The organism is Rhizobium sp. CCGE 510, assembly GCF_000292525.1.
Taxonomy (GTDB): domain Bacteria; phylum Pseudomonadota; class Alphaproteobacteria; order Rhizobiales; family Rhizobiaceae; genus Rhizobium.
In genome coordinates this window covers 1-572 of the sequence record NZ_AEYF01000131.1, presented here as the reverse complement: position 1 = coordinate 572, position 572 = coordinate 1, and the positions used below count along the sequence as shown (strand labels likewise).

Annotated in this window: 2 pseudogenes; both read right to left on the bottom strand. The window is 57.9% G+C overall.

The annotated features are described in order from the left end of the window. A pseudogene (locus RCCGE510_RS35920) lies at positions 1–198 on the bottom strand (hypothetical protein); the annotation flags it as partial. A 114-nt stretch (positions 199–312) separates the two neighbouring features. Then, positions 313–572, bottom strand: a pseudogene (locus tag RCCGE510_RS32810) (hypothetical protein); the annotation flags it as partial.

The following is a 572-nucleotide window of genomic DNA, read 5'->3' as shown; positions in this document are numbered from 1 at the left end:
CCGGTCTATGGTCGAAGGGATCGAACTCGGCGATCGCGTCGACCTCGCCGTCTTCGAGTTCATCGGAGGAAGGACGCCGAACTCGTTGCCGGAGCGGAAGAGTGTGACGGGAACCATGAGCGTGTGGGCGAGCTGGAAGGCGTGGCTTTGGGCAAGAGCATTATGCCGATATCGGCATAATGTCCTTAATGCCGCCATCCGGATTATGCCGCGCCGGTGGCCTGTGCCTTGGGGTTATTGGCTTTCCAGCGCGACATGTCGGCATAAACTTGTCTGCCTTGCCCCTGCTATGAGTACGCTGGCGTATCGAATTCACTCTGCTCCATCCCGAGCAGAAGGAATAATTCGATGCACGAAGACACTGAAATTCTTCATTCGACTGACAATATTTTTGGCGTTCTGGGTACCGGTTCGGCGTCCCCGCGGCTGCTTCACCTGGTCAGCAAGCGCTGCCAGAGAGATGCCAAGTGCAGGCTTGAGGTCGCAATCCTGCACCATCATTAACCGGCGAAAGATCGCGGCGGCGCGCCCGCCGTGACGCAGGGCTGCCTGGTGCTTACCCTCGCATATTT